Raw genomic sequence first — 21900 nt, 5'->3', positions numbered from 1 at the left:
TCAGGAAAGGTGGTGAGCCACAGGTGACCACCCCGGGAGCCCGGCCCGCCGGTCGTGGAGTACGCGGCGATCTGTTCGATCCCCAGTGCCCGACACGGCAACTGCTGGACCGCATCGGTACGAAGTGGACGTCCATGGCCGTCAAGACGCTCGCCGATGCCGCACCGGACGAGGTGCGCTTCGCGGAGCTGAGACGCCGGATGCCCGGCGTCTCGCAGAAGATGCTGTCCGTGACGCTGCGAAGCCTGACCCGCGACGGGCTGGTGTCACGCCGGGTCGAACCGACCGTGCCGCCGCGGGTCTTCTACGGACTCACCGGACTCGGACTGTCCCTGGAAACCGCGCTTGCGGGGCTGCGGACCTGGGCGGAGGAGCACATGGCCGAGATCGACCGCGCCAACGAAGCCAACGACCAGGAGGCCGACGAGGGATAGGCAGGCCGGTTCCGCGTCCGGTACTGGTCGCTCGGGTACGCGATGCAGTCGGCGTCCCCGCGCTGCCTCTTAGCTTCGGCCTTTCGCGCGGCGGGCTGTCCGGATCCTGATCACGAAGCGGAAATTGCCTCTGCCCAGCGACAATGAGGATTGTCGAGGTCCTTGTCGAGGTCCTTGTCGAGGTCCTTGTCGTGCGTGGTTCGCAGGCACTTTGCAGAGGAAGCAGCGTTTCGGGCCCTACCCCCGTGTCCGCGTTGAGGGCGGCGGTCGCGCGATCGGCCAGAGTTCAAGGATGGTTCTCCATGCGTCCCGAACATCCTGCGTGAGAATACGTCCCAACCGCCCCACGTCCACCGCGTACGCGGTGGTCTGCACGGCGGGCGGGGCAGGTCAGCGGTACATGGTCCACCGTCCGAAGCGGGCCATGAGCTCCTGGGCCGCGTCCGGGGTGACGCCGAGCCCGGCCGCGACGTCCTCCGGCGACTTCTCCACCGCGACGTACGCGACTTCTCCACCGCGGCGTACGCGGCTTCGCGGCCCACGGTGGCCGCGATGGCCTCCAGCTTCAGGGCCAGCTTGAGCACGGCGACCGGGGACTCCCCCGCTGAGACGTCCGACTTCGAGCTCGACCTGCTCCACCAGCGCGGTCAGCTCCTCGGGCATGACCGCCGTCGACGCCGCCACCTGGACAATGTGACGGTCCTGGTCCTCCCGGCAGTCCTCTGCCACCAGCGCCCCGGCTTCACACAGCGGCACCCGCCCGAACTCCTCCCAGTCCAGGGTGTGCGGGGCATCCGCCCAGCCGCACGAGCACACCGCCCGCAACGAGGCCGCGCGCGGCCCGGTCGCCGTCGAGGCCCCGCGCTGGGGCCCCGACGGCCAGTGACGTCAGGCAGGCCGGCCGACGTCGTCGAAGTCGGTGGAGGCCGACAGCTCGGCCCATGCCAGCATGTCGCGCTCGAAGTCCTCGCGTCCTGCCCGGACGAGCCGAAGCGCGTCGGTGCCGAGCAGCAGGCGAGTCGGCGGCTGGTCGGCCGCCACGATGCGCAGCACCGCGGCCGCGGCCTTGTCCGGGTCGCCCGGCTGGAGCCCGCCGCCGTGGATGCGCCGGGCACGCAGCGGCTCGAACAGCTCGTCGTAGTCGGCGATCGCACGGGGCGCGCGGATCATCGAGCGGCCGGACCAGTCGGTCCGGAAACTGCCCGGCTCGACGGCGGTGACACGGATGCCGAAATCGGCGACCTCCTTGCCGAGCGATTCCAGGATGCCCTCCACCGCGAACTTGCTGCCGTGGTAAAGGCTGAGGCCCGGCATGGTGACCAGCCCGCCCATCGAGGTGACGGCGAGGATGTGGCCCGCACGGCGCTTCCGCATGTGCGGCAGCACGGCCTTGATCACCGCCACGGTTCCGTAGACGTTCACCTCGAACTGACGGCGGAGGTCATCCATCGACGACTCCTCGAAGAGGCCTTCATGGCCGTACCCGGCGTTGGCGACGAGTACGTCGACCGGGCCCAGGTCGCGCTCGACCTCGTCCACGACCGTGTCCACCGCGGCATGGTCGGTCACGTCCAGGATGCGGCCGTGCGCGTCACCGGCAAGCGCTTCAAAGGCCCGTGCGTCGGCGGGCGTACGGACCGTGCCCACCACCCGGTGGCCCGCGGCCAGGGCCCCACGCGCGAGTGCGCGGCCCAGGCCGGTGCTGACGCCGGTGATCAGGAATGTCTTGAGGTCCGACACAGGAGTTCCCTTCGTACGATGCGAACAGAAGCCGACCCGGGCGGTGCGGCCCCGACCGGTCTCGACACGTTCCACTTCAGCACCGGAACCGGCCGCTGATCGGCTTCCAGGGGGTCCGCTTCTCCCCGGGGACAGCCGGACCGGGGGAATGCCAGTCCCCCCTTCGCGGGCCGTCGGGGTGATCTTGAGCCCTATCGTGAACGGCATGGACCGCAACACAGCTCTCGGCGAGTTTCTCCGCTCTCGGCGGGCACGGATCACCCCGCGCCAGGCGGGCCTGTCCGACGACGGCGGCTCGCGGCGAGTGCCAGGACTGCGCCGCGAAGAGATCGCGCAACTGGCGGGCGTGAGCGTCGACTACTACGTACGCATGGAACGCGGACGCCGGCTGAACGTCTCCGAGTCCGTGCTGGACGCCCTCGCCCGCGCGCTGCGTCTCGATCCCGTCGAACGCACCCATCTGTTCCAGCTCGCCAAGCCCGCCGCGGGCAGGCCCCGCCGCACGGCGACGCGTCCGCAGCCGGTCCGCCCGGGGCTGCGCGACCTGCTCCGGATCCTCGATCACACCCCCGCCCTCGTGCTGGGGCGGCGGCTGGACGTGCTCGCGTCCAACCAGATGGCGCGTGCGCTGCTCACCGACTTCGACGCGCTGCCGCACCGTGAGCGGAACCTGGTGCGGTTCATGTTCTGCGACGAGACCGCACGCTCGCTGTACACCCACTGGGACACCCACGCCCAGGACATCGTCGCCTCGCTCCGGCGCGACGCCGGGCGCCATCCCCACGATCCGCTGCTTGCCGAGCTCGTCGGCGAACTCTCGATCAGGGACGAGGACTTCCGCCGCTGGTGGGCCGACCAGAACGTGTATCGCCACACGCACGGCAGCAAGCACTTCCACCACCCGATCGTCGGCCCGCTCACCCTCCACTACGAGTCCCTCACCCTGCCCGCCGACCCGGACCAGCGGCTGAGTGTCTACACCGCCGAGGCAGCCTCCAGCTCCGAAGAGGCGCTTCGGCTACTGGCCGCATGGATACGGCAGCCCGACACCTCGCACGGGCAGCACGCAGATCATGAGACGCCCACCGGCCCGCGAGGAGCGGACGGCCGTACCGGCCCGGGACGGGTCATAGGACGCAGCCAGACCTAGCGCCCCCGACGCACACCGGATTCTGTGCCCGTGCGGTCATGCAGCAGGTCCTGGGTGAGACGGTGCAGACGCAGTGCGGCATCCTCATCGAACGCCCCTCCCTTCAGGGGGAGTTGGCGCGTGCCGCGGTAGGCGGTGAATCCTTCGCCCGGCGGTCCGTCCAGAAGTTGGGCCATCGGGGCTACGGCCTTTGCCACGGAGTCGGCGAGCACGGCGAAGGACGCCTTGGCGAAGGTGCGGAGTGGCCGCGGAAGGTGGTTCGGCATACCGGTCGCCACAACACCGGGGTTGTAGCCGATGTAGTGGATCCGGGTGTCGGCGTGCACGGCGGCGAAGGCCACACCGAGCAGATCGTTGGCCCGGAAGGACTGCAGAGTGGCCTTCGTGCCGCCGTAGCGTCGTGCGAGTTGCAGGTCGTCCCAGTGGATCCGGCCCAGAGGAATGCCGGGGGTTCCGACGTTCATGATGACGGGTTGCTGCGCGCTCTCCATCATGTTGCGCAGACCGTGGCTCAGGATGAATCGGCTCAGGTAGGCGAGAGCGAAGCTGTACTCGAACCCTTCACCGGTGACCGTGCGGGGGCCGAAGAGACGGTACCGCTGAGCGCACAGGACGAGCTTGTCCACCGAGGAGCAGGCGCTCTCTATGCGGGCGACGAGCGCCTTGGCCGCTGGGACCGACGTCAGGTCGGCCTGCAGGAAGTCAATGCGGTCGACGGCAGAGATGGCCGCCGCCTCCGCCAGAAGTGCTTCGCCCTTGGCAGGAGTGCTGCCGACGGCCAGCACGCGCGCTCCTTGGTGCAGGTAGTACAGGGCAAGTCCCTTGCCAAGCCCGTCGGTTCCCCCGGTGATGACCACGGTCTGCATCCCTGGCTCCCTCTCCTGCGGCCTCGGGTGCAGGATGCGCAGCCCGGCGCCACGGAATCACTATGTGGATATCCGATATCCGCTTAGGTGGGACCGTACCATGGAACCGGATATGCTCTATCCGGTTCGGTCGGTTCGGTGCAAGGAGTTGTTCATGGGCAGTCAGCCGGAGGGCGAGGAAGCCGCTGCGAGAGGCGGACGCCCGCTGAGGCGGGACGCGGAACTCAATCGTCAGCGCATCCTCCAGGCCGGGCGGGAGGTCTTCGCCGCACGCGGCCTTCAGGCCACCCTCAACGATGTCGCGCATCACGCCGGTCTTGGAGTCGGCACCGTCTATCGGAAGTACCCCGACAAGCAGACGCTCGCGGAAGCCGTCTTCGGCGAAGAGCTCGCCGAGATCGCAGCGATGGCCCAGGAGGCCCGGGGCGAGGATGACGCCTTCGACGCCTTGGCCCGATTCCTTGAGAGGGCCCTGGCGCGGGCCGCACACAACCGCGGGCTGCGCGAACTGATGCGCCAGGGCACCGTCGAGGCCGTCGGCCTCGCCCGAGCCCGGCGGGAGATCATGTCGCACTGCAAGCACCTCGTGGAGCGGGCCCGAGGTGAAGGCGCACTGCGCGCCGGCGTCACCGAGGCCGACATCGCTCCGATTGCCGCGATGATCGATGCCGTCCTGGCACTGTCCGGCGAGCATCCGTCCGAGATGTGGCGACGCTATCTGGCGATTGTTCTCGACGGGCTCCGTGTCCACCCGGGTCAGGGACCGCTGCCCAGCCCTGAAGGAGCGGTCTGACTCCGACCAGATGATCGCGCCGTTCAAGGTGAGGCAGTCGACCACGGCCGCGCAGAGCCGGGGATCGGGGAAGGTCTTCGTCCAGCGTGCGCCGTACGGCGCTTGGGCCCCGACCCGGACACCGCTCCGGCGCCCGCTCGGCGCCGACCGCTGCCCCGCCTGGCGGCGGAGAGGTCGAGGCGGAGCCGGCCGCTGCACGGAAGCCGAACTCCATGACGAAGGCGCCCAGTGTGTGGACATCACTCCACGCTCGGGCGGGCGGTGAAGTCCGACCGCATTGTCGACAGCGAGGCGTTCATCGTGGTCATCGTTCCGTGGCCCCTTGGCCGGCGCTGCGCTCGGCGTCGCGCAGGTAGCCGGCAGGTGTGCCCGAGGACGCGGAGCCGGGCCGACACAGCACGAACGTAAAGGCCCGGCCGAATCCGGCAGTTCGGCACACGAACGGATCTGAATCACCCGTGCGGAGCGAACCTCCGAGCCTACGGTCCACAACCCTCGACCGTGGCCGGCGGCAGTCGCCGCGGGGTGGAGCCCGGCCGAGGTCTTCCGTCGGGACCGAACCCGGCCAGGCAGGGAGGTCAGTCGTCGATTGCCTGGTAGAGGGTGGTCCAGAAGTCGTTCATGGCACGCGGCGAGTCCGGGGTGGACAGTCCGACCTGGGTGAGCAGGACTCCGATGAGCTGGTTGGTCCTGTCCGCGTAGGCGGTGGTGCCGGTACCGCCGAACCAGCCGAACTGGCCGATGGGTGCGTAGTCGCCGCGATGTGTGCGCACCGCCATCCCGAAGCCCCAGCCGCCGTCCGTCCCCTGGCCGGACGAAAGGTGGGCGACGTTGCTGAACATGGCGTCCCGGGCGGCCAGTTGCCCGGGCGAGAGACGGTTGGTCGTCATCAGCTCGACGGCGGCCCGGGACAAGATCCGTTCGTTCCCGTGCATCCCGTGGTTCAGCAGCATCCGGAAGTAGGCGTGGTAGTCGTCGACGGTGGAGACCAGCCCGCCGCCGGCGCCCTGGAACGCGGGAGGCACGCTGGACCTTCCCCCTGCCGCCTCGTCCCACACGACGAACTCGCCGGTCTGCGGGTCGGGCCCGTACAGGGGCGGCAGTCGGTCGATCTTGTCGGCGGGCACGTGGAAGGCGGTGTCCTTCATCCCCAGCGGATCGAGGATGCGCGTCCGCAGGAACGTCTCCAACGACTGTCCCGTGACCCTGGAGACGAGCACGCCGGTCACCTCGTTGCTGAGGTCGTACTGCCACCGCACTCCGGGCTGGTACTGCAGCGGCAGCTCGCCGAGGCGGCGCATCCACTCGTCCGGCTCGGGCGCCGGCCCGGACGCCACGCTGTAGTCGAGACGCTCGAAGGTCGCGGCCCTGATCGGCGAAGCCATCGACTCGAAGTCCACTCCGAGCCCGAACGTGGAGGTGAGCAGGTCCCGTACGGTGATCGGCCGCTGTGCCGGCACGGTGTCGTCCAGCGGTCCGTCGGGCCGCTTCAGCACCTGCCGGTCGGCGAGTTCCGGCAGCCACTGATCCACCGGGTCGTCCAGCCGCAGCCGGCACTCGTCGAGCAGGATCATTGCCGCCGCCATCGTGACCGGCTTGGACGTGGACGCCATCCGGAAGATCGTGTCCCGGCACATCGGCGAGCCACCGTCATGACGCATCGTCCCGATCGCTTCGACGTGCGTCCGGCCGCCGCGGCCGACCAGGGCGACAAGGCCGGGAATCCTCTTGGACTCGACATGCCGTTCCAGCACCTCGCGCAGTCGGCGCAGCCCTGCGTCGGAGAAGCCGCTGTTGCTTGTTCCCATGATGAATCTCCTGTTCACAGTGTGAGTTCCCACGGCGGCCCCGGTGGCCGCCTGGCCCTTGGAGCGGCCATGTGCAGAGCCTCCAGCCTTGACCCAAGGTCAAGGTCAACCCCCCGTCGCGATCAAAGGGGTGACCGGCACCGACCGCAGGCGTCCCGGTCCTCCTCCACGGCAGCGAGGCAGGGCGGATGGGCTGGAATTGGTGCGCGATATCCTCACCCCTGCGCTCGTCCGGACTTCCCGGCCGTCGCCGACGCGGTTCGCGAGACCGCAACCGCCCGCGACCTGGAGGTGTGTTGAGCCGATGGCAGACGGGCTGACGATCGGTCAGGCGGCGGCGTTCATCGGTGTCACGATCAAGACCGTGCGGCACTATCACCGGCTCGGCCTGGTTGCCGAGCCGGAACGCGACCGTTCCGGCTACCGCCGTTACCGATCGGGCGAGCTGTTCCGGCTGGTCCAGGTCCGGACCCTGGCCGCAGCAGGCGTGCCGCTGGCCGAGATCGGCGACCTTCTCGACGCCGATCCCACGACGTTCGCCGCCACCCTGGACGACATCCATCACCAGCTCACCGAACGGATCGACGACCTGATCGCACGCCGCGACAGGCTGCACCGTCTCGACCATGGCGACCGGGCCCTGCTGCCCGACCGGGCCTGCGCGGTCCTGGACCGACTCGCCGAACTCGGCTTCAGTCCCGACTACGTGGCCGGTCAACGGGAGGCTCTCGTGCTGGCCCGGGCGCTGGTCCCGGAGATCTTCGACAGCTTCCTGACCCGGCTCGGACATTCACTTGACGATCCCGAGTCCGTCGAGCTGACCAAGCGCGGTTGGGATGCGAGGTCCTGGGATCCGGACGACCCGCGGATCGAGGAGCTGGCGTCCACGCTGGCGGACAAGCTGCTGACCAACCGCGCGCTGCTGGCGATGCCGACCGAATTTCAGAACCAGCCCGACGCCGCCTCCCGGTACGGAATGGTCAACCACCACCGGGAAGACCAGTCACCGTCCATCGCCCGGTTGAACACGCTGATCGAGGCGAACCTGCGCGCGGCCGGCATCGCCGTTCCGCATCAGTGACGACCGCCCGGCAGGCCCGGCACTGCGGCGAGACGCCCGCTTCGTACCGCCGCGTCCGAACCGGGATCTGCCCCGCGGACGGCCGTACGTACAACCATTGACCTGACGGTGGCCCTTCGCGGAGATCCGGGAGGCAGATCTGTATGGAACGCCTCGCTCGGCGAGGCGTTCCGTGCCCTTCCGCACCCAGGCATGGCGTCCTGAGCCGCCGGCCGGGCTGGGCCGGTCGGCGGCGAGGCAGGGCGGAGGGCGCGGGGTCAGGGCGTGGTGGTGAGGGTGGTGGCGGTGAGGGGGCGGGCCAGGCGGAGGGCCCAGTAGGTTTCGTCGCCGTCTTCGTCGCGCCAGGACCACAGACGGGTGGTGGCGAGGTGGAGCGGGTTGAGCCGGGTGATGCCGATGGCTCCGTGGAGTTGGTGGGCGATGCGGGCGATCTCGGCGGCCGAGGCGGACGCCTGGGTCTTGGCGGCGGCGATGACGATGTGCGCGGCCGGGCCGCCGGGGTCCAGCGGGGCGGCGGCCTGGACGGCGGTGCGGACCAGGGCGGTCTCCTCGATCAGCCGCGCTTCTTCCTGCTTGACGGCCTGGAAGTGGCCGATCGGGCGGCCGAATTGGGTGCGGGTGGTGGTGTGGGCGACGGTCAGGTCGACGCAGCGTTCGGCGGCTCCGGCGATCAGGGCGGAGCGGGCCAGGGCCGCGCGGAGCCGGGCCTCGTCGAGCAGTTCGGGGGAGATCCGGCGGACCTGCGAGGCGGGGATCTCAAGGGCGGCGAGGTGCAGGTCGTCGCGGGGTTCCTCGGCGAGGTTGCCGCCAGGGGTGAGTACGGCCTGGTCGGGGGCGAGGGTGAACAGGACGGGGCCGGAGGGGGCGGCGGCCAGGACGACCACCGCGGTGGCGGCGCGGGCCCAGGGGACGCGGCGCAGGATGCCGGTGACCAGCAGGGTGTCGTCGTCGCCCAGGCAGCCGGCCGAGCCTACGGGGGAAGTGGCCTGGTGCGCGTAGCGGATGGTGAGCTCGGGGGCGATGGCGTAGCTGAGGGGGCCGTCCGGGACGGGGAGGCCGGCGCGGCGCAGCAGGGGGCGGGCGACCAGGGCGGTCTCGGCGAAGGGGGCGGGGACGGCGCGGCGTCCTGCTTCCTGGGCGGCGGCGAGGAGTTCGGCGGTGGAGGCGTACGGGGAGGGGAGGGCCACGGCGTCGGGGGCGGTGGTGTTGGTGACGGTGGCGATGGCGTCCGTATCGGCGTAGAAGGCGGTGGTGTCGTAGGCGTCGGCGGGGATGACGGGGGCGCTTGTGTCGATCGTGTGGGTGTTCATCGGTGCTGCTCCAGAGCGCGAGTGATGATGCCGCGAAGGATTTCGTTGGTGCCGCCGCGCAGTGTGTAGCCGGGGCTGTGCAGCAGGGCGAAGGCGAGCAGTTCGGGGTGGCTGCCGGGGGTGGCGTGTGGGTCGGCCGGGGTCGGCAGGATGTTGCGGACGGTGTCGACCAGCGCGCCCTCCAGCCGGGTGCCGAGGTCCTTGACCAGGGCGGCCTGGGTGTCGGGGTGGGCTCCGGCGTCCAGGGCCGCGGCCACGCCGAGGGAGAGCTGGCGGATGCTGTGCAGACGGGCCGTCAGGATGCCGACCCGGGTGAGCTGTTCGGCCGTGGCCGGGCGCTGCTCCAGTTCGCGGAGCAGGGAGACCAGCAGGGGAAAGGTGGACAGGTAGCGTTCCGGGCCGCTGCGTTCGAAGGCGAGTTCGCCGGTGACCTGCTTCCAGCCGTCGCCCCGCTGCCCGAGCAGCATGCTGTCGGGGACGTCGACGCCTTCGAGGTGCAGGGCGTTGAAGCGGTGCTCGCCGCTCATCAGCCGGATCGGCTCGATGCGCACGCCCGGGGCACGCAGGTCGACGATGAACTGGCTGAGCCCCGCGTGCCTGTCCTCGGCGGTGTCGGTGCGGGCCAGCACGATGGCGTAGTCGTTGACGTGGGCGCCGCCGGTCCACATCTTGGTGCCGGTCAACCGCCAGCCGTCCGCGGTGCGTTCGGCGCGAGTGGCGACCGAGGCCAGGTCGGATCCGCTGCTCTTCTCGCTCATGCCGATGGAGAAGAAGCACCGTCCGGCGGCGATCCTCGGCAGGAAGAAGCGGCGCTGCTCCTCGGTACCGTGCTGAAGGATGGACGGTCCCGCCTGCCGGTCGGAGACCCAGTGGGCGCTGACCGGGGCGCCGGCGGCGAGCAGCTCCTCGATCACCACACCGCGCTCCAGGAAGCCGCGGCCGGCACCGCCGTACTCGGTGGGCAGGGCCATGCCGACCCAGCCGCGCCCGGCGAGGCGGCGGCTGAAGTCGGGGTCCCAGCCGGCCAGCCAGGAGTCGGGGCGGCCGAGCACGGTGCCGCGGGCGCGCTCCTCTTCGACAAAGGCGCGGGCTTCGGTGCGGAGCAGGCGGGCCGATTCGGGCAGGGCGACAGCGGGGAATGCGATCGGTGAAAGCGTCGAAGGCGACATGGTTCATTCGCTCCCGGGTTGGTGAATCAGTGGATGCGCTGCGTTTCGTTACGGAAATCGGTCAGTGCGTGGGGTGCAGCAGGGACGTGGGGTGCAGCAGGGCAGGGTCGAAGCCGGCTTCGCGGAGCACTTCGTCGGTGTGCTGGCCGATGGCCGGGCAGGGCCGTAGCTCCGGCTCCGGGTCGGCCGAGTAGCGGACCGGGCGGCCGATGACCCGGTAGCGGCCCTCGGTGGGGTGTTCGGCCTCGTGCAGCAGGCCGCCCTCTTGGGCGTAGGCGGTGGTGGCGGCGGACTCCAGGTCGAGCACGGGGGCTGCGGCGATGCCCGCCCGGTCGCAGAACTCCTGCCATTCGGCGCTGGTGTGCTGCGGCGTCAGCTCCGCGAGCAGCGGATAGAACGCGTCGGCGTTGCGGGCCCGGTCGGGGCCGGTGGCAAAGCGTGGGTCGGCGGCCAGTTCGGGGCGGTTGACGAAGGCGGTGAAGTCCCGCCAGTTGCCGTCGCTGTGGGGCAGGATGCACATCCAGCCGTCGGCGGTGCGCAGGGCTCGGCGCTGCGGGCTGAGTGAGCGGGCCGAGCCGAACTCTCCGTCGGCCTCCAGGGCGGCCGCTCCCAGGTGCTCGACCAGGTTGAAGGCGAGCATGGTGTCGGCCATCGGGACCTCGATGTGCTGTCCGGTGCCGCCGTGCTCCCGGTGGTGCAGCGCGGCCAGTACCGACTGGGCGATCTGCATGCCGCAGATCTTGTCGGCAAGGACCGTGGGAACGTAGTGCGGTTGGCCGCAGACCTGGTGGTTGAGCCAGACCAGGCCGCTGGCCGCCTGGATGATGTCGTCGTAGGCGGCGTGGGTGCCGTGGCGGCTGTCGCTGCGGAAGCCGTGGGCGCTCGCGTAGATCAGGCCGGGGTTGGCGGCCACGACGTCGTCGTAGCCGATGCGGAGCTTCTCCAGGGCCTGCGGGCGCAGGTTGGTGATGAAGACGTCGGCGGTGCGCAGCAGGGCGAGCAGGGCGTCGCGGCCGTGCGGGGCCTTGAGGTCGATGGCGGCGCTGCGCTTGTTGCGGTTCAGATTGAGTGCCGGGCCGCCCATGCCGGGGTGGCGCTGAGGCGGGTAGTGGCGCGTCATGTCACCGGTGGGCGGCTCGACCTTGATCACGTCGGCGCCCAGGTCACCGAGCTGCTGTGCGGCGTACGGAGCCATGATCACGCTGGCCAGTTCGACGACGCGGACTCCGGCGAGGAGTCCGCGGCCGGAGGGGCCGCTCGGCTGCTGGGACATCTTCTGGTGCCTCCTGGGGTGTCGAGGGGGACGGGATCGCGCCCCGAAAGGGGCGCGGGGCTGTGACATGTGCGGCTCCGCCGCGAGGGAGGTGCCCCCTGCTCGAACGAAGTTGAGAGCTTGGGGGAGCGACCAGCCACGACGGACCCGCGGATGACGCACCGGACTTCTCGCGGAGCGCTCAGCGCCACCGGAGCGCGGCAGACCCGAGCGGGGAACGCCGACCGGGCTGGGGGACCGCACGCCCGCTGTACGCGAACGGTGTCGCCGGTTCGGTGAGCGGGCCGAAGTCGGTCCCCGTGGTCGACAGCGCGGCGAGCGGCGCGTACCCGGGCCGGGGCAGGCCGAGTACGTCCTCCCGCGCAAGGAGTCCGAGTTCCCGCACCCAGTGACACACCCCGGCCAAGGTCACGCGGATCCGCCACGAGCCGCCCTCCGCCGCACGGCGGCGCAGGACCGTTGCGACGGCGGCGGCCCCGAGGTAGGCGGCGAGATAGTCATTGAGCAGGTACGTCGGCGGCAGCGACGGCCGGTCGGTCCACTCCTCGACGGCGAACCCGGTTGCGGAGCAGGCGAGTTGGTCGAACCCGCCGCGTTCGCCCCAGGGTCCGTCGGCGCCCCAGGCGTGGAGTTCGAGGGTGATGAGTCCGGGGCGGCGCCGGACAAGCTCCTCGGTCGACGCCCCGTGCCGGGCAAGTCCCCGGTAGGCGTGCACGAAGACGTCCGTGTCCTGGAGTGCGTCGTAGAAGGCCGCACGGTCGTGATCGTCGCGCAGGTCGCAGTAGGCGTTGCGCTTGCCGCCGCCGGTCATCGCGATCATCGGGATCGGGTCGGGGCGGTCGGGACGCGACAGGTGCAGCACGTCGGCGCCGAACTGGGCGAGGAGCCGCGCCGCGACGGGACCTGCGATGACATGGGTGAGATCGAGCACCCGTACGCCCGCAAGCGCCTCATCGGCCTCACCGATCGGCTCCAGAGGCCGGACCGGTCCGTCACCGACGCGTTCGATCTCGACGACCGGGCGCTGCGCGACATGGCGCCCCGCGGGGTGCGCGAGCCACTCGTCCCGGCTGCGCGCCACACAGGCGACGCCGCCCCGCGCGCAGATGGCCTCCTCCAGCGTGAAGGCATCCCAGCAGGCCGCGGCCTGCGCGATCCCCACCTTGTCGAGCCCGCACCTCAGCACGGAGTGGACCGCGTCCCGCAGATGCGGATAGGTGGTGATGATGAAGATCCACCGGCCGTCGCGCGCCCGGTAGAAGTCGTTGTTGCCGAGCAGGGTCGGATCGTCGAGGAGAGCACTGAGCGGGCGTCCCGAGAGGGTCGTGCGATACGTCGCCATGAGCTGGTCGATCGCGGCCGCGGCCTGCACCTGGACCCTCTGGTGCGGATGGCCGCGCTGTTCACCGACGGCCGCCGTCTGCCGCCCGAAGACACCGATCGCGGCAGACATGGCATCGGCGAGGCGGTGCACCGAGGGCACCAGGGGATCGGCCCCGACGACGGTGATGTCCTCGGCTCCCCGGGCCGGATCGGGGTCGCCGAGGGTGTGCAGCAGCCGGGAGACCATCTCGCCGGTGGACGACGGAGGCGTCGGATCGGCCGTGGTCAGCGTGTTCGAAGTCATGCCGGGATGCTCGTTCCCGGCACCGTAGGAGCGCCCGCATTCACGGATATCCGTGAATCGATGCGGACGTCACGTCCGCCTCTCCTGGATGTGCGCGAGGAGACGGGCCGCCGCCCGGTCCAGACTCAGCCGCTCCGAGCGGCCACGACGCCGGTGCGTCAGCACAAGGGCACCCGTGACGACGGGGCCGTCGGTGACGGGGATCGCGAGCGCGCTGACCTCGGGGTCGGCCAGACCCTCGCTGCGGCTGATCCGCGACGCGCGGATCGCGGGAAGAGCGCGGCGGAACTCGGCGACCGCCTCGGGGTCGTGGCGGGCGAGCTCGTCGAGCAGCCCACGGCGCTCCGTCTCGTCGGTGAAGGCCAGCAGCAGACGGCCCGCGGCGGTACGCAGCAGCGGCCGGGCCATGTGCTCGTCGGCGAGCGGCACGAGGCGGGGAATCTCGTCCTCGCCGCCGCGCGCGAGGTGCACGGCGTCGAGCCCGACCCGCACCGTGAGCAGCACCGGGGTGCCCGCGACACGGCTCAGTTCGCTGAGCTCGGCCTGGCTGATCCGCGGGACGACCCGGCCGGCGATGAGGTTGAGGACGTGGGGGGCGGGCCCGAGCCTGAAGCGCCCGTGCTGTTCCAGCAGAAAGCCCGTCGCGACAAGGCCGTTGACCAGATCCTGCACCGAACTCGCCGGCGCCCCGACCGTCCGCGCCAACTCGGCCACGGTCACCCCGCCCGGCGCCCGCGCGGCGGCCTCCAGGATCCACGCGACCCGGTCCACCGTACGGTGACGCCGCCGCTGGCCGTGCTCGCCCATCCCGCCCACCTTGTTCTTCTTGTGCTTCCTTGTGCTTCCTTGTCCTTCTTGTGCCGTCGTCGGCCTTGTGCCGTCATCGGCCTTGTGCCGTCATCGGCCGATCGCGCCGACACGGCCCGCCGATTCTCCCCCACCACCCCGACGAGCAATTCGGCCCCGGTCTCCGCAGACGTCACCAGCACGGCAGCAGAAGGTGGTTCACGTGAAGGCGGAAGGACACGTCTCCGGGCCGAAGCCGTCCGCCGCGCAACGTGCCATCACCTCTATGAGCTCACCAAGTCTGCTGGCTGATGCACTCCCGTTGGCATGCTGACCATGGCCGAACCATGCAGCCCACTCCATTCGGCAGGAACGCCGCCACAGCTGTCGAGGGGCCTTCGCTCACGCAGGTGACCAAGTGCCCTCTTGCCGACGCCGGTCATTCGTGGACCCGGCGACCGCCGGTCCGCAGTTTTCTGGAAGGCCATTCACCACCAGTGCGACAGCGTCCTCCGCAGTCCCGGCTTCGCCGATGACTGTTCCACGGGACGGGCCACAGACGCGATAGCGGCCGTTGCTCAACGGATCGACGAACGGCACGTCCCATGAGTACGGGAAGCCGGTGCAGGTGGTGAAGTGAAGCGACCAGTGACTGGTGAACGGATACAACTGCCGCAGCTTCGGTTCGGCGGACGCGGCCTCAGCGAGCTCAAGTGTCCGGCGGGCAAGGTCGAGCCGATCGGCCTCTTGGCGCAAGTCCTCCAAGAGAAATCGCCACTGCACGTTGACCGCTGCGGCCGGACCGCGTTCATGCGCTTCGGCCAGGTCACTCACCTCGATGAAGGGAGCAACCTTCTGGATCTCGCGGAGTTCGGCCCCGTTACGCCAACCTGCCGCGGCTCGGGCCAGCTCTCCCAGATCGGAGGTCGACCCAGAGAGCAACTGAACGCCTTGCCGCCAGCCATTGATGATGAACCAACGGCTCGCCGACCCGATGGAAATCCAGCAGGGTTCCCGGTCAGAAACCGTGCTGGCGACCCCAGCTGACCGCAGCGGGTCCGAATCGTGGGTCAGCACCGCATCCAGATCGAGCCCCTGCTCGGCAGCGGTCAGCTCCAGAGCTGCGGCAAGACTGCCGGCAGCCACAAGATCCGGGTAGAGATCAGCGTCGGCGGGAGTGGCAGGGCGAGGGGAAGGTGAGTTCACCGCCGAAGTCTGCCGTCTGCCTTGCAGAATTGGCCACCCCGCGCCGACATTCTGGCCGTTGGCACGGCACTGGAAGGTCTGGACACCCCGCAGGGACGGACCCGAACTGCAGATGCTCGCCGAAGAACACTGGCAGCCCGCCGACCATCCGCACGCCCACCGTCAGGTCGAAGGACTCATCCCCGCACGCACGGGGAGCACTGCTACCCGTAGGCCTGCGCGGCCACAACGACCGCTGCTCGGTGGCGGCCCACGGCGTCCGGGTGGCACCCTGCTTCGGCTGCTCGTCCGAGTTGTCCCACAACTCACCGTGGAGGCGGGGCAGTTGCCAACCGGAATCTCCGGTCCGCAATCGGATGCGGGACCTTCCGGCCCGCTCCGCCCCGCTCACCGACTTCACGTATGCGGGGCGCCCCACACGGCGGCGGCCCGGCGCTCATCCGGGGAACGGGGCATCCGGTCCAGTTACTGGCCAACACGCCAATGGCACCCGGGCGGAGGCACAGTTCATTCGCTGGCGCCTCGGGTGCCACTCCTGTCCCCAGGCGGGGGCCGGGCCCTCTGCGCAGCTGACCGACGGCTGGACCGCGCAGGTGTTAATCGACAGGCAGGCAGATCGTATAGACCTTGACCGAGGTGGCGGTGGTCTTGGCGCTTCCGACGTGGGCGTTGTTCAGCCACACCTTCCACTGCTGACCGTCGGGGCGGTCGCCCTGGACCAGGGCGAAGGAAGGCGTCTTGACCTGGTAGTGCCCCCCGCCGACGATGCTTGTGCCTGACGGGCATTCGGGCCCGGCATACTCCTTCGAGGTATCTGCCGGTACCTCCTGCTCGGGCCCCGTCAGCACCTGGGGTGCGCGCACCGGCCCTGCCGGGCCCTGGGGGCCGTCCTTCCCGTCCGCGCCGTCCTTGCCGTTCTCGCCCTTGCAGATGACGAAAGTGTGGCCGTACTGCTTGTGCCGCTTGCACCCCGGGGGCAGGTCGCCACCCGACGGTGCAGCGACAGCCGCGGTGAGCGGGGCAAGGCCGAGCAGCAGACCGGACACCACAGCTGTTGCGATGGTCGTACGCATGAAAGCTGATTCCTTCCTACACTTCACGCCAGAGCAGGTCCGTCTCACCATCTCCGCTCTTGTTCGGGCACGCGAGCGGGCGAAGCTGGACGAGTGACACAGCGACAACCCCACGCAGCAGCATCCTGGAACGCGCTGGCAGTGGTGGAACGCCTGGACACGGGGGGCGGCAGTTAGACGGCCGGGAGTTCCGGTGTGCCCCGGTCGCGGTGCGTTCGCGGGGCGGTACGGGGGCGTTCGCGCTCCTGGACGGGATCGGTGAAGTCAGGTGGTACGGACGTGGGCGCGGGACTACACCCGCTTCCTGGCTGCCGGGGAGCGACCGTCGGCGTCGTGTGGTCCGGCGACAGTACCCGCGGAGTCGAGGCCTCGGGCGACGGAAGGCGACGGAAGGCGACGGAAGGCGACGGAAGGCGACGGACAAGCGCAGCAACGTCGGCCTGCTCAATCCGGCCGCCAGAGTCCGGGACAGGCGGGCACCGGCTCGGCCGGCCGGCATCACCGCCAGACACTCCCGCACCGTCCGCAGCCCTGTGCTGCGTCGTCCGTACCTGACGGTCTGCCCGTCGACTGCTCGGCGAACGTCGCCTGCCTGCACAGACGTTGACCGCAGCGCGACAGCACCACCCCCTCTACGCTGCCGAGATCAGCCGTCGAACGACCAACAAGGAGTAATCGACCATGCCGCTTCCGCCCTATGACGCCGTGCTCTGCGACATCGACGGCGTCCTCCGGCACTGGCCCGCCGCCGACGCGCTTGAGCAAGCCCACGGCCTGCCCCTCGGCGCTCTCGCAGCCGCGGCCTTCGCACCGAGCCGCCTGCTGCCCGCCATCACAGGGAAGATCACTGATGAGCAATGGCGGTCCGCAGTCGCGGCCGACCTCGCCGACAGCTGCGGATCCCGCGAGCGGGCATGCGCCGCGGTCACGGCCTGGTCTGATCTCCTTCCGGTGGTCGATGAAGAAGTAGTCGCACTGCTTCGACGAGTACGCAAAGTCGCGGCCGTCGCCCTGGTCTCCAATGCGACCACCCGATTGGAGTCCGACCTGGAACGACAGGGACTCGCCGACCTTGCTGACGCCGTGGTCAACACCGCCCGCATCGGCGTCGCCAAGCCCGACCCGCAGGTCTACCGCATCGCCGCCGAACAAGCTGGCGCCGCAGCAGACCGCTGCCTCTTCATAGACGACACCGCCGCCAACGTCGTGGCAGCGCGCGAGGCGGGAATGACCGCCCTTCACTACCGCCGACTCGAAGATCTACGCCAGACGCTCGCACCGCTACTCGACGGGTCCGGTTCAGAGCCGCGCGAGAGCTGAGCATGAGGGCATTTCGGGAGTGCCACTACCCGACTCCACCATTGCTGCGCTCGCCGAGACCGAGACCGAGACCGAGGCCGGCGTCGAGTCCGAGGCCGAGTCCGACGTGGAGTTCTGATGCCTGCTCGGTGATGTGCCGAATCTCCGTCTGGCGGCCGATCTCGCCGAGGGACTCGCCACTTGCGTCCGTCCGCATGGGCCGCTCGGCAAGCGCACCTTCGCGGACCAGGACCTTTCCCGTACTCGACCGGCAAGGGGCTCCCGCATCAGCCCCTCAGGGCGCGCACGCCACCTCGGACATCGTCAGCTGCGCGTAGACGAGTCGGGCACGGACGACTCGCTCCTCGGTCCAATGCCTTTGAGCCCGGCCGGTGTTCCGCCCGGATCGAACGAGTGGTGGAAGGAGAAGGCGTACGGCGCGGAGCCGTGGTCGTGGAGGTGTTCCATCCTGGAAACCCCGTCCTGCCAGGTCGGTATCGTGCCGTCGGCGACCCACCAGGACACGTAACCCGGGTGTCCCGTCCTCTCGAACCAGTCGTAACGCCTGTTGAGCGCCGCGCGGTGCAGGCCGTTGTAGATGGAGTCGAAGGCGGATCGCAGGTCGGTCCAGAGTGAGAGGGTCGCGGCCAGGGCGACGGTTTCCGCAGTACGGCCTTTCCCGTACCAGGTCGGAACAACAAACTCTCCCCACTCACCCCAGTCCGAGTCGAAATCCGTCCGTGCGCCCAGGCTGCGATCCACCGCTTCAGCACGAGCGACATATCCGGGGTGCTGGCCGATCTCCCGGTAGACGGCCTCACCGCTCTCGTGGAACTCCCGCGTAAGACGTGCGGGATCGGTGAGGGGCGACTTCAGGACGCCGAACGTGTACAGAGCAAGCTGGGGCATGTGTCTCTCCCTGGCCGAGGGGCCTGGTGTGGAAGTCCCTGACGCTCTCGCTGTCTGGGCGTGGACTCGATTCGGTGACCTGCGCGTGGGGGCGGGGAGCTGTGGGCGTGATCGACTCGTCCCCTTGCGGGTGATCAGGCTGATGGAACCCCTGCGCGACTGCGGGCGGCGCCGAATGTCAGGTGAAGATAGCCCCCGCTGCAGGCCCTGTCGAAGTTGCGTTTTCCCTGTCCAAGTGGCCTCTTGCAGATGCCACTCGCACGGCCGTCCCCGTCCAACTCGTGCCCAACTTGCCTTGCCCTCCTCGGATATCTGTAAGGCACTTCGCCTGAAGGGCACTTGCCGAACATGCCTGACGCCTCTGCCGACCGCACCCGGCCGGACAGGAGCGAGACGCCGAGGGACGTGGACACGGCCTTCGCCGCGATAGGCGGGTGGTCCCCGCCGCATGCGGGTGGCCCCGCAGGCCCGCAGGCCCGCAGGCCCGCAAGGACGCGCTGGGCCGGTCGCGTACACCGCAGGCCCGGAGGAGTACCGCGACCGGCTTCGGGACAACCTTGAGCGTACGTATCGAGCCGTGATCGATCCGCGGGATTCGCCCTCGTAACAAACGCTGATCACGCAGCCAACGGGCAGCCGCACTCGACGCGCATGCCCGTCAGCCTGTGGGCAGACCGATCTGGTCGCGTTCGAGCACGGAGCGCAGCTCCGAGAGGATCTGTACGGCGGCCAGTCCCGAGGGGCCGCCGAGGACGTCTGCGGTCAGCTCGGCCAGTATTTCAGTGAAGGTCGCCTCCGCCGCTTCGATGAGTTGCAGGCCTCCGGCGGTCAGGTCCAGCAGCGATGAGCGGCGATCCGATGGGTTGGTTCGCCGCATGACCCATGCCTGCTTCTCCAGGCGGTCGATGCCCTTGCTGGTCGCGCCGATCCCGATGGCGAATTCGGTGGCGAGGTCCGCGACTCGGGACCCGGGGTGGTCGCGCAGGAAGCGCAGGAACTCGAACTGCGAGGTGACGATCCCGTGCCGCTCGCGAAGGCGTTCGTTCAGCGCGTTGTAGAGGCGCGTCTCGCAGCGGACGAGATCGGCGAAGAAGCCCGGGAGGTCGATCGGGCCACGGCTTGACTTAGATGCCATGGCATCTACTGTAACTTACATGCCTGGGAATGTAGTTCCTTGGCATGTACTTGAGATGGGCGAGATGGATGAGACGGATGAGATGGAGGCGGTCATGAGCAGGCAACAGCGCGCGGAGGTCGACGCGATGGCCCGACGGCCTCAGCCGGCGGGCCCCCGGTCGGTGGAGGAGCTCCGCGCCGGGTTCAGGGCGATGATGGGGGAAATGATCGTCCCGGCTGGTATCCGCACCCGGACCGCGACGCTCGGCGGCCGACCCGCGGTGCTCGTCGAGCCGGCCGGCACTCCGAAGACCGGCACTCCGAAGGCCGGGACGATCCTCTACTTTCACGGCGGCTCTTACGTGGTCGGTTCGCCGGAGACGGCGATGTCACTGACGGGGAACCTGGTGACCAGAACCGGGTTCAGGGCGTTCTCGCTCGACTACCGGCTTGCCCCTGAGCACCCGTTCCCGGCCGCGATCGAGGACGGGCTGAGCGCCTACCGCGCACTTCTCGACAGCGGCGAAGACCCTTCGGCGATCGTGTTCGCCGGCGACTCCGCCGGTGGCGGCCTCACTGTCACCACCTGCCTCGCCGCCCGCGACGCGGGCCTGCCCATGCCCGCCGCGATCCTGGCGTTCTCCCCCGGACTCGACGGGACCCGGACAGGCGAGAGCATGGACACCAAGGCGAGCGTCGACCCGTTCTTCACGCGTGAGGGCCTGGAACACACCGGAGCCATGTACGGAGGGACACTCCGTCACCGGGTGACGAGGAGCACCGCAGATCGCAGTCAGGCAGAGGGCGACCATGCTGAACCCCGAGGAGACAGGGACAACGCCGGCCCACCGTCCAGCCGTGGGCGTGCCGGCCGGGGTCCCGCGCGGCAGGGTCACGGTGGCCGTCGGCGTGGGCCAGGTCATCGAATGGTTCGACTGGACCCTGTACGCGTCGTTCGCGGTGTTCTTCGCCGACAGCTTCTTCCCGGCCGACCACGGCACGACCGCCCTGCTGTCCGCCTTCGCCGTCTACGCGGTGGGCTTCCTGTTCCGGCCGCTGGGCGGGGTGGTGCTGGGGCACTGCGCCGACCGCATCGGCCGCTCGGCCGTCTTCAACCTGACCATTCTCATGATGGCCGGCGGCAGCCTGGCCATCGCCGTGCTGCCCACGTACGAGCAGATCGGCACTGCCGCACCGGTACTGCTGGTCCTGGCCCGCGCGGTCCAAGGGCTGTCGGCCGGCGGGGAGATGCCGGCGGCCACGGCCCTGGTCACCGAGGCGGTCCCGGCCGAGCGGCGTGCCTTTCACTCGTCGTCGATCTTCGTGGGCACGGGGATCGGCGTGCTGCTGGCATCCGCGCTGGGCTGGTTCCTCACCCTGGCCCTCACCCAGACGCAGATGACCGACTTCGGCTGGCGCATCGCCTTCGGCGCCGGTGCCCTGATCGGTTGTACGGGCTTCGTGCTGCGCCGCTCGCTGCGCCTGTCCGAGCCGTCCGCGGCCGCGGCCGCGGAGCTGCTGCCTCCGACAGCGCCCCGGAAGGCGAGGGACGCAGCGCCCCGGAAGCCGAGGGGCCGGGGCCGCGTCCGGCCCAGCGGCATCGTGCGCACCGCACGGGCCCAGTACAGGGGCGTCCTGCGCGTGGTCGGGTTCGGAATCGCTGCCACGGTCGGCTTCTACACGCTGACGGTGTACATGCCGACCTATCTCACACGTGAGGTGGGCATGCGGCCCTCGACCGCGTTCATGATCAACTGCATTGTGCTGGTGTTCTACAGCATTCTGCCGCCCTTCGCCGGTCTGGCCGCGGACCGGCTGGGCCGGCGCCCGGTGATGGGGTGGAGCGCGCTGGCGCTGGCCGTGGTGCTGGTGCCGTCCGTCGCCCTGATGTCCCGCGACGTCGGGGTGACCCTTCCGCTCCTGCTGGGCTCCATCGTCCTGCTCACCGCCTTTCACGGTCCGTTCCCCGCGCTGATGAGTGAACAGTTCCCCGCCGAGGCACGCGGACTGGGGGTGGGGATCGCGTACTCCCTGGTGACGGCCTTGTTCGGAGGCACCGCGACCTATCTGGCCGTCTGGTTCTCGGCGCTCGGACACCCCTTGTGGTTCTTCGCCTACGTCTCCGCGACGTTCGCCCTCGCGGCCGTGACGCTGCACGCGATCCCGGAAAGCGCTCCTCGCCGGACCGGCGGCGAGGCAGGCCCCCCGGCGGTGAGCCCTCCCTCAGCATTGCCGAATCCCCCCACCGACGAGAGGTAGC

20 protein-coding genes and 1 pseudogene are annotated in these 21900 nt (G+C 69.9%); 7 read left to right on the top strand and 14 right to left on the bottom strand.

The window, feature by feature from the left end:
- Positions 1-23 precede the first annotated feature (23 nt).
- Positions 24-434, top strand: a complete 411-nt coding sequence (locus ACH4SP_RS11315; protein ID WP_398413076.1) for a winged helix-turn-helix transcriptional regulator — start codon at positions 24-26, stop codon at positions 432-434.
- Positions 435-824: 390 nt separating this feature from the next.
- Here ACH4SP_RS11315 and ACH4SP_RS11310 read toward each other — a convergent pair whose 3' ends face one another.
- Both ACH4SP_RS11310 and ACH4SP_RS11305 read right to left on the bottom strand, forming a co-directional pair.
- Complete coding sequence (locus tag ACH4SP_RS11310) at positions 825-1190, bottom strand: hypothetical protein (protein ID WP_398413074.1); 366 nt, start codon at positions 1188-1190, stop codon at positions 825-827.
- A gap of 132 nt (positions 1191-1322) precedes the next feature.
- Positions 1323-2174: an oxidoreductase gene (locus tag ACH4SP_RS11305; RefSeq protein ID WP_398413072.1), complete on the bottom strand. Its 852-nt coding sequence runs from the start codon at positions 2172-2174 to the stop codon at positions 1323-1325.
- Between the two features lie 205 nt (positions 2175-2379).
- On the opposite strand from ACH4SP_RS11305, the gene ACH4SP_RS11300 reads away from it, so the two are divergent.
- Positions 2380-3324, top strand: a complete 945-nt coding sequence (locus tag ACH4SP_RS11300) for a helix-turn-helix transcriptional regulator (protein WP_398413069.1) — start codon at positions 2380-2382, stop codon at positions 3322-3324.
- On the opposite strand, the gene ACH4SP_RS11295 is transcribed toward ACH4SP_RS11300, so the two are convergent.
- Complete coding sequence (locus ACH4SP_RS11295) at positions 3321-4190, bottom strand: SDR family NAD(P)-dependent oxidoreductase (RefSeq protein ID WP_398413067.1); 870 nt, start codon at positions 4188-4190, stop codon at positions 3321-3323. The genes ACH4SP_RS11300 and ACH4SP_RS11295 overlap by 4 nt on opposite strands.
- A gap of 154 nt (positions 4191-4344) precedes the next feature.
- Here ACH4SP_RS11295 and ACH4SP_RS11290 point away from each other — a divergent pair, with 154 nt between their 5' ends.
- The gene (locus tag ACH4SP_RS11290; RefSeq protein WP_398413064.1) at positions 4345-4983 is read left to right on the top strand and encodes a TetR/AcrR family transcriptional regulator; all 639 of its coding nucleotides are present in this window, start codon (positions 4345-4347) and stop codon (positions 4981-4983) included.
- Positions 4984-5561: 578 nt separating this feature from the next.
- Here ACH4SP_RS11290 and ACH4SP_RS11285 read toward each other — a convergent pair.
- Positions 5562-6791, bottom strand: a complete 1230-nt coding sequence (locus ACH4SP_RS11285; RefSeq protein ID WP_398413062.1) for a serine hydrolase domain-containing protein — start codon at positions 6789-6791, stop codon at positions 5562-5564.
- 304 nt (positions 6792-7095) lie between these two features.
- Between ACH4SP_RS11285 and ACH4SP_RS11280 the strand changes: the two genes are divergently transcribed.
- A complete protein-coding gene (locus tag ACH4SP_RS11280) occupies positions 7096-7872 on the top strand; it encodes a MerR family transcriptional regulator (protein WP_398413061.1) in 777 nt (258 codons plus the stop codon).
- Positions 7873-8129: 257 nt separating this feature from the next.
- On the opposite strand, the gene ACH4SP_RS11275 is transcribed toward ACH4SP_RS11280, so the two are convergent.
- The 7 genes from ACH4SP_RS11275 to ACH4SP_RS11245 all read right to left on the bottom strand — a co-directional run bounded on the left by ACH4SP_RS11275 (position 8130) and on the right by ACH4SP_RS11245 (position 16316).
- Positions 8130-9182 carry an acyl-CoA dehydrogenase family protein gene (locus ACH4SP_RS11275; protein WP_398413059.1) on the bottom strand — a complete coding sequence of 351 codons (1053 nt, stop codon included), beginning with the start codon at positions 9180-9182 and terminating at the stop codon, positions 8130-8132.
- A complete protein-coding gene (locus tag ACH4SP_RS11270) occupies positions 9179-10351 on the bottom strand; it encodes an acyl-CoA dehydrogenase family protein (RefSeq protein WP_398413056.1) in 1173 nt (390 codons plus the stop codon). Before ACH4SP_RS11270 ends, ACH4SP_RS11275 begins: the two co-directional genes overlap by 4 nt.
- A 61-nt stretch (positions 10352-10412) precedes the next feature.
- Entirely contained in the window at positions 10413-11624 is a 1212-nt protein-coding gene (locus tag ACH4SP_RS11265; protein ID WP_398413054.1) for a CaiB/BaiF CoA transferase family protein, read from the bottom strand.
- Between the two features lie 181 nt (positions 11625-11805).
- Positions 11806-13251 carry a CoA transferase gene (locus ACH4SP_RS11260; protein WP_398413051.1) on the bottom strand — a complete coding sequence of 482 codons (1446 nt, stop codon included), beginning with the start codon at positions 13249-13251 and terminating at the stop codon, positions 11806-11808.
- Between the two features lie 69 nt (positions 13252-13320).
- Complete coding sequence (locus ACH4SP_RS11255) at positions 13321-14058, bottom strand: helix-turn-helix domain-containing protein (protein ID WP_398413049.1); 738 nt, start codon at positions 14056-14058, stop codon at positions 13321-13323.
- Between the two features lie 381 nt (positions 14059-14439).
- Positions 14440-15243 (bottom strand): DUF6193 family natural product biosynthesis protein, encoded by an 804-nt coding sequence (locus ACH4SP_RS11250; protein WP_398413047.1) that lies wholly within the window; start codon positions 15241-15243, stop codon positions 14440-14442.
- A gap of 596 nt (positions 15244-15839) precedes the next feature.
- Complete coding sequence (locus ACH4SP_RS11245) at positions 15840-16316, bottom strand: hypothetical protein (RefSeq protein ID WP_398413045.1); 477 nt, start codon at positions 16314-16316, stop codon at positions 15840-15842.
- Between the two features lie 681 nt (positions 16317-16997).
- On the opposite strand from ACH4SP_RS11245, the gene ACH4SP_RS11240 reads away from it, so the two are divergent.
- A complete protein-coding gene (locus ACH4SP_RS11240; RefSeq protein WP_398413043.1) occupies positions 16998-17636 on the top strand; it encodes an HAD-IA family hydrolase in 639 nt (212 codons plus the stop codon).
- Positions 17637-17661: 25 nt separating this feature from the next.
- Here ACH4SP_RS11240 and ACH4SP_RS11235 read toward each other — a convergent pair whose 3' ends face one another.
- The 3 genes from ACH4SP_RS11235 to ACH4SP_RS11225 form a co-directional block, all read right to left on the bottom strand.
- Entirely contained in the window at positions 17662-17832 is a 171-nt protein-coding gene (locus ACH4SP_RS11235; protein WP_398413041.1) for a hypothetical protein, read from the bottom strand.
- Positions 17833-17939: 107 nt separating this feature from the next.
- Positions 17940-18524 carry a DUF3291 domain-containing protein gene (locus tag ACH4SP_RS11230; protein WP_398413040.1) on the bottom strand — a complete coding sequence of 195 codons (585 nt, stop codon included), beginning with the start codon at positions 18522-18524 and terminating at the stop codon, positions 17940-17942.
- Between the two features lie 658 nt (positions 18525-19182).
- Entirely contained in the window at positions 19183-19659 is a 477-nt protein-coding gene (locus ACH4SP_RS11225; RefSeq protein ID WP_398413037.1) for a MarR family winged helix-turn-helix transcriptional regulator, read from the bottom strand.
- Between ACH4SP_RS11225 and ACH4SP_RS11220 the strand changes: the two are divergent.
- Positions 19658-20377: pseudogene (locus tag ACH4SP_RS11220) on the top strand (alpha/beta hydrolase fold domain-containing protein); the annotation flags it as partial. The gene ACH4SP_RS11225 and the pseudogene ACH4SP_RS11220 sit on opposite strands and share 2 nt — an antisense overlap.
- Before the next feature lie 121 nt (positions 20378-20498).
- On the top strand, positions 20499-21899 hold the full coding sequence (locus tag ACH4SP_RS11215; protein ID WP_398413036.1) for an MFS transporter: 1401 nt from the start codon (positions 20499-20501) through the stop codon (positions 21897-21899).
- Position 21900 lies beyond the last annotated feature (1 nt).

Source organism: Streptomyces sp. NPDC021093 (genome assembly GCF_044333135.1).
GTDB lineage: Bacteria > Actinomycetota > Actinomycetes > Streptomycetales > Streptomycetaceae > Streptomyces.
The sequence above is the reverse complement of the archived record's forward strand: the minus strand, read 5'-3'. Positions and strand labels throughout refer to the sequence as shown.

What these genes read in the sequence shown, in the direction of transcription:
- ACH4SP_RS11300 (WP_398413069.1), top strand. Translation starts at nt 2,380, where the DNA reads ATGGACCGCAACACAGCTCTCGGCGAGTTTCTCCGCTCTCGGCGGGCA.
- ACH4SP_RS11295 (WP_398413067.1), bottom strand. Translation starts at nt 4,190, where the DNA reads ATGCAGACCGTGGTCATCACCGGGGGAACCGACGGGCTTGGCAAGGGA.
- ACH4SP_RS11290 (WP_398413064.1), top strand. Translation starts at nt 4,345, where the DNA reads ATGGGCAGTCAGCCGGAGGGCGAGGAAGCCGCTGCGAGAGGCGGACGC.
- ACH4SP_RS11285 (WP_398413062.1), bottom strand. Translation starts at nt 6,791, where the DNA reads ATGGGAACAAGCAACAGCGGCTTCTCCGACGCAGGGCTGCGCCGACTG.
- ACH4SP_RS11280 (WP_398413061.1), top strand. Translation starts at nt 7,096, where the DNA reads ATGGCAGACGGGCTGACGATCGGTCAGGCGGCGGCGTTCATCGGTGTC.
- ACH4SP_RS11275 (WP_398413059.1), bottom strand. Translation starts at nt 9,182, where the DNA reads ATGAACACCCACACGATCGACACAAGCGCCCCCGTCATCCCCGCCGAC.
- ACH4SP_RS11270 (WP_398413056.1), bottom strand. Translation starts at nt 10,351, where the DNA reads ATGTCGCCTTCGACGCTTTCACCGATCGCATTCCCCGCTGTCGCCCTG.
- ACH4SP_RS11265 (WP_398413054.1), bottom strand. Translation starts at nt 11,624, where the DNA reads ATGTCCCAGCAGCCGAGCGGCCCCTCCGGCCGCGGACTCCTCGCCGGA.
- ACH4SP_RS11260 (WP_398413051.1), bottom strand. Translation starts at nt 13,251, where the DNA reads ATGACTTCGAACACGCTGACCACGGCCGATCCGACGCCTCCGTCGTCC.
- ACH4SP_RS11255 (WP_398413049.1), bottom strand. Translation starts at nt 14,058, where the DNA reads ATGGGCGAGCACGGCCAGCGGCGGCGTCACCGTACGGTGGACCGGGTC.
- ACH4SP_RS11245 (WP_398413045.1), bottom strand. Translation starts at nt 16,316, where the DNA reads ATGCGTACGACCATCGCAACAGCTGTGGTGTCCGGTCTGCTGCTCGGC.
- ACH4SP_RS11240 (WP_398413043.1), top strand. Translation starts at nt 16,998, where the DNA reads ATGCCGCTTCCGCCCTATGACGCCGTGCTCTGCGACATCGACGGCGTC.
- ACH4SP_RS11235 (WP_398413041.1), bottom strand. Translation starts at nt 17,832, where the DNA reads ATGCGGACGGACGCAAGTGGCGAGTCCCTCGGCGAGATCGGCCGCCAG.
- ACH4SP_RS11230 (WP_398413040.1), bottom strand. Translation starts at nt 18,524, where the DNA reads ATGCCCCAGCTTGCTCTGTACACGTTCGGCGTCCTGAAGTCGCCCCTC.
- ACH4SP_RS11225 (WP_398413037.1), bottom strand. Translation starts at nt 19,659, where the DNA reads ATGGCATCTAAGTCAAGCCGTGGCCCGATCGACCTCCCGGGCTTCTTC.